General features: G+C 52.3%; 7 protein-coding genes. 5 read left to right on the forward strand and 2 right to left on the reverse strand.

Annotated elements, in window-relative coordinates:
* Positions 1 to 168: 168 nt before the first annotated feature.
* Positions 169 to 1,083: a LysR family transcriptional regulator gene (locus PSEMO_RS17670; RefSeq protein WP_075804282.1), complete on the reverse strand. Its 915-nt coding sequence runs from the start codon at positions 1,081 to 1,083 to the stop codon at positions 169 to 171.
* A 205-nt stretch (positions 1,084 to 1,288) separates the two neighbouring features.
* Between PSEMO_RS17670 and PSEMO_RS17675 the strand changes: the two genes are divergently transcribed.
* The 3 genes from PSEMO_RS17675 (at position 1,289) to PSEMO_RS17685 (ending at position 4,381) form a co-directional block, all read left to right on the forward strand.
* Complete coding sequence (locus tag PSEMO_RS17675) at positions 1,289 to 2,284, forward strand: LLM class flavin-dependent oxidoreductase (protein WP_075804283.1); 996 nt, start codon at positions 1,289 to 1,291, stop codon at positions 2,282 to 2,284.
* A 60-nt stretch (positions 2,285 to 2,344) separates the two neighbouring features.
* The gene (locus PSEMO_RS17680; protein WP_075804284.1) at positions 2,345 to 2,890 is read left to right on the forward strand and encodes a cytochrome b; all 546 of its coding nucleotides are present in this window, start codon (positions 2,345 to 2,347) and stop codon (positions 2,888 to 2,890) included.
* A 312-nt stretch (positions 2,891 to 3,202) separates the two neighbouring features.
* Positions 3,203 to 4,381, forward strand: a complete 1,179-nt coding sequence (locus tag PSEMO_RS17685; RefSeq protein ID WP_075804285.1) for an MFS transporter — start codon at positions 3,203 to 3,205, stop codon at positions 4,379 to 4,381.
* Between the two features lie 136 nt (positions 4,382 to 4,517).
* Here the strand turns inward: PSEMO_RS17685 and PSEMO_RS17690 are convergent, their stop codons facing one another.
* On the reverse strand, positions 4,518 to 5,405 hold the full coding sequence (locus PSEMO_RS17690) for a LysR family transcriptional regulator (protein ID WP_075804286.1): 888 nt from the start codon (positions 5,403 to 5,405) through the stop codon (positions 4,518 to 4,520).
* A 235-nt stretch (positions 5,406 to 5,640) separates the two neighbouring features.
* On the opposite strand from PSEMO_RS17690, the gene PSEMO_RS17695 reads away from it, so the two are divergent.
* Complete coding sequence (locus tag PSEMO_RS17695) at positions 5,641 to 6,075, forward strand: PACE efflux transporter (protein ID WP_075804287.1); 435 nt, start codon at positions 5,641 to 5,643, stop codon at positions 6,073 to 6,075.
* 118 nt (positions 6,076 to 6,193) lie between these two features.
* The gene (locus PSEMO_RS17700) at positions 6,194 to 6,790 is read left to right on the forward strand and encodes an LOG family protein (RefSeq protein WP_075804288.1); all 597 of its coding nucleotides are present in this window, start codon (positions 6,194 to 6,196) and stop codon (positions 6,788 to 6,790) included.
* The last annotated feature ends 195 nt before the right edge of the window (positions 6,791 to 6,985 follow it).

Raw genomic sequence — 6,985 nt, forward strand, 5'->3', positions numbered from 1 at the left:
AGTCGGGCAGTCGACTGCAGTAGATCACGCCACAGAGCATGGAGGGTTTGGATGCGCCTTCCCTTCCGTTGGCCAGCTCTTGTGACGTAAATTGCTGGGCTCGTGGGCTAGCCCAGCGTAAGTGCATTTAGGTCGACGTCCCCGTCGACCTTTTTTTCCAACAGCGATTCACCCCATCTCCCCTCGCTCAGCTCGAACGACCAGCTCGTCAACAACGTGCCGTACCTTGGGTAGCAAGTGCCTAGTCTTTGGCCAAACAACGTTGATCTCAACAGGCTTGGCGCTAAACGACTCGAGAACTGAGACTAGTCGACCACTCTTCAGGTGGTCGATCACTAATGATTCAGGCATTTGGCAGAACCCCATACCCGCAAGAGCCATGGCGACAATGGCATCTCCATCACCCACCTCATGGGTCGCCGGCGGTGCAATCCTGATTAACTGACCGTCTTCATCGATGCCGACCCAGCCAAGTGGCTGGCCGCGCCTAAACCCCACGATGCAACAGTGCTCATACAGTCTCTCCAGGGTTTTAGGCTCCCCATAACGCTGGATATAGCTTGGGGAAGCACAGATGACTTGTCGTTGAGTCGTCAATCGCCTAGCCACCAACCCACTCGAGTCTTTCAACTCACCGAACCGAATCAGCAGGTCGATACCTTCCTCAATCGGATCGATCAAGTAGTCAGTGAAAGACATCGTGAGGTGCAACTCCGGATTCTTTTTAACGATATCCAAGAGCACTGGCAGCACAATACTTCGCCCATATGCAGCTGGCAGATCGATCCGCAGGCGACCGCTGGGCGTCTTCTGCCTACTACTGAGTGCCGCCTCTGCCTCCATGATTTCATCCACTGCATTCGCACAGCTGGCGAAATAGGCTTCGCCATCCACCGTTAAACCCAGGCGCCGGGTTGTGCGATGAAACAGCTTGCACCCCAAGCGATCTTCAAGTTTGGCGATGCTCTTCCCCACCGCTGATTTAGTGATTCCAAGCCGATCGGCGGCGATCGTGAAGCTACCGGCGCGTGCCGCCGTGACGAAGATCGTGACTCCGCTCAGTGATTGATCGATTTGAGCCATTGTGGAATCCCTTTCTACTTACCCTGAAAAAAACGCACTTAGGACACCAATGGTATACCAAAAACTGCGCTGACAACCACAGCAGTTCGTTTAACGGTAGAGCTGATCTCTACACTAAGGGGATCTTTAGCCTGTTTATCTCCATTTCAGCTATTGAGAGACTTGAGGATACGACGCTTGCGTTTTATTTCAGCATGGAGACTTTATGACTGCTCTCTCGGTACTGGATCTCGTACCTATCAACTCCGGAAGCACCCTGGCCGAAACCTATCAAAACTCCCTCAGGCTCGCTCAGCACGCGGAGCAGCATGGGTACAAGCGGTACTGGCTCGCTGAACACCACAACATGACGGGGATCGGTTCATCCTCGACAACGCTGCTGATGGGCCACTTGGCGGCTAATACAAAATCGATCCGCATCGGTTCTGGAGGCATCATGCTGCCGAACCACTCCCCTCTGATCGTAGCCGAACAGTTCGGCACACTCGACACCCTCTTCCCAGGGCGCATCGATCTCGGTGTGGGTAGAGCACCTGGAGCTGATAGCGCAACAATGAGAGCCCTGAGGCGCTCCGAGTTACCCACTGCCGATCAGTTCCCGAATGACGTCGTCGAATTGCTGGGCTACTTCGCTGACGACGGTCAACAACCCGTTCGCGCGGTTCCAGGCGCAGGGCAAGCAATACCGGTATGGGTATTAGGCTCAAGCACCTTCGGCGCCCGGCTGGCTGCAGAGCTAGGGCTGCCGTACGCCTTTGCTTCGCATTTTGCGCCTAGATTGCTGAACGAGGCGATCGCCGTTTACCGTTCCCATTTCCGGCCGTCTCGCCACCTGGATAAGCCTTACGTGATGGCGGGTATCAACGTGTTCGCTGCGGACACCCGAGCAGAGGCGGAGTTTATTGCAAGCTCGCACCGTAAATGGGTTGGCAATCTGCATAGTGGTGCTCCAACGCTTCTTCCCGAACCTGTCGAGGGCTACATGGAGTCGATCCCAACGCCACTACGACGCGGCCTAGAACAAGAGCTCGCCTACACCGCAATTGGTACCCCACAGGATGTCCGCAAGTATCTGTTGGAGTTCCTGGACATGACCGGCGCCGATGAACTCATGGTCGATGCACGGATTTACGACCCCAAAGCACGGCGCCGGTCGTATCAACTCGCCGCAGAATCCATCGCGGATCAGCTCACCAACTGATACGCACAGCGCCGCGCAGAACCTTGTCACAAACGCTTTTCGACTCATCTGGGAGAGCCGATGAAAAAGGACACTGGCTATACGGCCACAGCAAAATGGCTTCATTGGGGCATGGCCGCCATTTGGATCATCGCCTGGGCAATCGGAATACTGGCTACGCATTGGCGCGATGAGTTCAACCCAAGTCACGGCCTAACATTCCTGCACAAAGCCTTGGCGAGCACCCTACTATTTCTGGTGGTACTCAGAATTGCTTGGCGCTTGACTCATCCCGCGCCTACGTTCCCGGACACGATGTCATCGGCAATGAAGCGCTTGGCAAATGTAGGCCACCTCGCACTTTACGCGGTGGCGCTAATAGCACTGCCCATCTCTGGCTGGTATTGGAGTTCGGTCGCCGGCAAACCGATCATGGTCGCGGGCCTCTTCGAACTGTTGCCCCTTCGGGATCCCGACCAAAGTCTGTATGACTTAGCCAAGGGGATCCATACGTACACAGCATGGGCATGCGGCATCTTGATAGCGGGCCATGCCCTTATCGCTTTCAAGCACCATTTCATAGAACGAGACACCGTCCTCAAAGGCATGCTGCCAGGTCGCAATTAGCTACGGCCAGCAGGGAGCCCGTCTGCGGGGCTCCCGTCGATTCAGATCTGATTTGGCTGAATGACGCACCGCAGTCGCTCCACGGAAAGCAGGTCTAACACATCCAAAGAGGAACTTTACTCTACACAATGGGTACCAATCGTGCCTTTATCGACTCTTAAGCAACTGGCAAAGTAGTGGCCTGCTTGTAACACCTCTCACGGCTATTTACAGCCGCAAAAATAAAACGGCGAACCGCATCGCCGTCATCCATAAGCCGCGCTACAGCCGGCGCTAAATCTAACCATACTCACGATCTTAAGGATCAAGACTATGCCTCTTGCTATCTGGGCGCTGGCCCTCGGTGCCTTCGGTATCGGCACGACAGAATTCGTAATCGCTGGACTGCTGACCCAAGTCGCCACTGACTTCAACATCACCATCCCCGAAGCCGGCAACCTCGCTACCGTCTACGCTCTTGGCGTTTTCGTAGGCGCACCTTTGCTGATCATCCTTGGCGCACGAATCCCAAGAAAAGGCATGCTCATGCTCCTCATGGGCTTCTTCGTTGCTGGCAATTTCATCACCGCCACCGCGAGCAGTTTTGACATTGCACTGGTTGGCCGGGTGGTTACCTCGCTGACTCACGGTGCGTTCTTCGGCATCGGCTCGATCCTGGCAGCAGACCTGGTCGCCCCCAATAAGCGAGTGAGCGCAATTGCATTCATGTTTTCCGGCCTCACGGTCGCAAACCTGGTCGGCGTCCCCGTCGGCACATGGCTCAGCCAGTACATGTCTTGGCGCGATACCTTCTACGCCATCACTGTCGTAGGCGTATTGGGCTTCTTGGGCGTCATGATGATGGTGCCCAAAATGGCGAATCATGAGCATGGCAACATCCGCAAAGAGTTCGCTGCTTTCACCAACTCGCGCGTACTGCTCGCCATGGGCATCACCGTGCTCGGCCCGGCAGCCTTCTTCACTTCGATCACCTACATCTCCCCAATGATGGTTGAGCTGGCAAAATTCGACCCAGCTAGCATCACTTGGCTGATGGTCGTCTTCGGTCTTGGCCTCTTCCTGGGTAACTTGCTGGGTGGACGCTACGCAGACAAAGCGCTGATGCCGTTGCTGTACCTGACCCTGGGCATGCAGAGTGTCGTCATGTTCCTCTTCAGCGTGACCACTCACAGCCAGATCATGTCGATTGCCTGTATTTTGCTGATGGCTGGATTTGGCTTCGCTACCGTTTCACCTATCCAGAAGCTGGTCATGGACAAGGCACGTGCTGCAGGCGCGCCAACGTTGGCGTCCGCAGTGAACATTGGTCTGTTTAACTTGGGGAACGCGATTGGTGCTTGGGTCGGCGGGCTGGTGATTGCTGCAGGACTGGGCTATGCGGCTCCGAACTGGGCCGGTGCGCTGCTCTCGGCAGGAGCTCTGGTACTGGCTCTCATCTCTGGCATGCTGGATCGCCGAGAGGAGCTGTGTAACTTCCAGACTACGCATTGATGAATGCAAGCTTGAGCCATGCATCTCAAGCTGTGCGACTGTAAAGACTAAAAACAGAGTCGAGTTGTAGATCTTTAAGCGAGCCCGAAGACTGTTTAAAAAAACCAGACAATCAGTTATCGAGCCTTAAGGATCTCTACTTCGGCTCTTCATCTGAGAAGAGCTGGGCGATGTAATCAGCCACGGCTCGTACCCTAGCGCTATTGCGAAGTCCAGCATGCATCGACAACCAAATATCTTGATCGAGATCGACGATATGATCAACTATAGCCTCTAATGTGGGAACATTTCTTGTTATGAAATTAGCAAGAACTCCAAGTCCAGCACCGGTAGTCACACCATCATAAATTCCTAATGCATAGCTGCACCGCATCCATGGTGTTGCTGAACCAATAAATTTCCTCAGCCAGCGATCTGCTTCAAACTCTGAGCGCTGCTCGTCGAAACCTACAAAGGAAAGATTTGACCAGTTTTGGTGAGCGATATCAGTAATATTTTTTTCCCTATAGGCGCTATTACAGTAGAGGCCAAAAGTTAATTTTCCCATTTTTCGCGTAATCAACCCGGCCTGCTCCGGGCGGAATGGCCTAATCGACAAGTCGGCTTCTCGCCTTACTAAACTGTAAGGCCTATGTGACGTAATAATTTCCACCTCAACGTTAGGATATGAGTTATGGAAATCGGCAAATCGCGTCGTCAGAAAATAAGACATCCACTCATCGGTGTTGATTCTTACTATACCTTCAGCGAATTTTGCCCCGAGATGTTCTCGGGTGCGCTCGATTTCAAGGGATGCCTCCTCCATTTGATTTGCCCATGCAAGCACCCTAAGCCCTGCAGGCGTGGGAAAACATCCGACTTGAGTCCTTTCAAGAAGCTTCTCTCCTAGAGAGTGCTCGACTTCATCTATTTTTCTCGACAGCGTAGGCGCACTGACGCCCGTCTGAACGGAGGCTCGACGGAGAGTACCGGCTCGCGCTACCACAGCCAGAGCCCAGAGGTCGTCCCAATTGATGCGTTTCATTTCTGAATCACCATGAAAGATTTATGCATCTATACTTCATATTTGAAACCCTGCATAGTATGTAATTATTCCCAGCAGAGGGAAAGGTCATCAGCAAAAGCTTCAGGAGCGAGCGTGGGCTTGCGGGCCTAAGTAAGTCTTCACTGCAACCCAGCTCGCTGCTGACCGGAGCTCTGCGAGACCAGTTGGGTCACCACGCCAAGCTATTTAAATAGTCACTATGCAAGGAGGTATTTTGCGTACTCCATCAGATCGAATTCGGCATGCCTTATTATTTGAGATTGTAGGATTGGCAATTTTCATACCAGGCTCATCACTTCTCTTTGGAAAGCCACTTACTGACATGGGCGTCATTGGCATCATATCAGCAACCGCCGCAACGATATGGAATTTTATCTACAACTATGGATTTGATCGAGCTCTGCTGAGACTAAAAGGTACAACTCACAAAAATATCTACACCAGAGTAACACACACACTGCTTTTTGAGCTCGGATTAATACTCGTACTAATCCCCATGATTGCTTGGTATCTCCAGATCAACTTAATTGACGCCCTGATCCTTGACATTGCGATCGTTACATTTTATTTGGTTTACGCCTTTGCATTCAATATTGCATATGATCGACTCTTCCCGATACCCAACACACTGCAGAGCCAAAGAAGCTGAGTAAATTTTTAAAAAAACGCCAACCACCAAGCACTTAAATTAAAAGGCTATACCCTTAAAATACGATTCAAACGCCCAAATAACAATGCCGTGCGGGCATAGAACAAGGATATAAAATATGAATACTACAAAGTCGTTTTCCGTATGCATCTATTGCGGATCACGAGCAGGTCTCAATCCAGAATTCACAGAAGGTGCTATAGCCGTGGGTAAGTGGATCGGAGCACAAGGTGCTCAGCTTGTGTACGGTGGAGGTTCCACTGGGCTGATGGGTGCTGTAGCTGATGCCACCCGTGAAGCGGGCGGACGCATCATTGGCATCATTCCGCAGGCACTTGTGGATAGTGAGTCGGCTTATCAATTCTGCGACGAACTACACGTCGTGAATACAATGCATGAGCGCAAATCCATGATGTCTGAAAGAGCTGATGCATTCTTGGCGATGCCAGGAGGCATCGGAACTTTCGAGGAGCTGTTTGAGATGTGGGCATGGCAGCAAATTGGCTACCACAGCAAACCGGTAGGCTTGTTGAACTGTGCAAACTATTACGACGGCTTGATAGGCTTCCTGCGAAACTGCTTTGAATCCGGCATGATCGGGCAAGCTCAAATGGATGCTTTAATTTCCAATGCAGAAGCCACAACAGTGTTAAACACTCTTCGCTCCAAAGCTTTGGAAAGCCCAAGCTATAATTTAATACCCGAGAATGTCTAAAATGGCCATTGTGAGAGCCTACTAAGCGGACATAGGAAAGCTAGTGCCAACATTTCTTTAGGCGCTAGGGAATCTCCGAACAAGCCTTCAGTTATGCGAGAATCCCCGCAACACCTGATCCGAGCCGCCCATGAGCCAGATGAGCTTTTCCGACTTTGAGTACGCCGGCAAGCGCAAGCAAACCCGCCGAGAGCG

The organism is Pseudomonas putida, assembly GCF_001941965.1.
Taxonomy (GTDB): domain Bacteria; phylum Pseudomonadota; class Gammaproteobacteria; order Pseudomonadales; family Pseudomonadaceae; genus Aquipseudomonas; species Aquipseudomonas putida_L.

Bases quoted from the DNA above. Each gene is read 5' to 3' on its own strand.
- PSEMO_RS17670 (WP_075804282.1), bottom strand. From the start codon at position 1,083: ATGGCTCAAATCGATCAATCACTGAGCGGAGTCACGATCTTCGTCACG.
- PSEMO_RS17675 (WP_075804283.1), top strand. From the start codon at position 1,289: ATGACTGCTCTCTCGGTACTGGATCTCGTACCTATCAACTCCGGAAGC.
- PSEMO_RS17680 (WP_075804284.1), top strand. From the start codon at position 2,345: ATGAAAAAGGACACTGGCTATACGGCCACAGCAAAATGGCTTCATTGG.
- PSEMO_RS17685 (WP_075804285.1), top strand. From the start codon at position 3,203: ATGCCTCTTGCTATCTGGGCGCTGGCCCTCGGTGCCTTCGGTATCGGC.
- PSEMO_RS17690 (WP_075804286.1), bottom strand. From the start codon at position 5,405: ATGAAACGCATCAATTGGGACGACCTCTGGGCTCTGGCTGTGGTAGCG.
- PSEMO_RS17700 (WP_075804288.1), top strand. From the start codon at position 6,194: ATGAATACTACAAAGTCGTTTTCCGTATGCATCTATTGCGGATCACGA.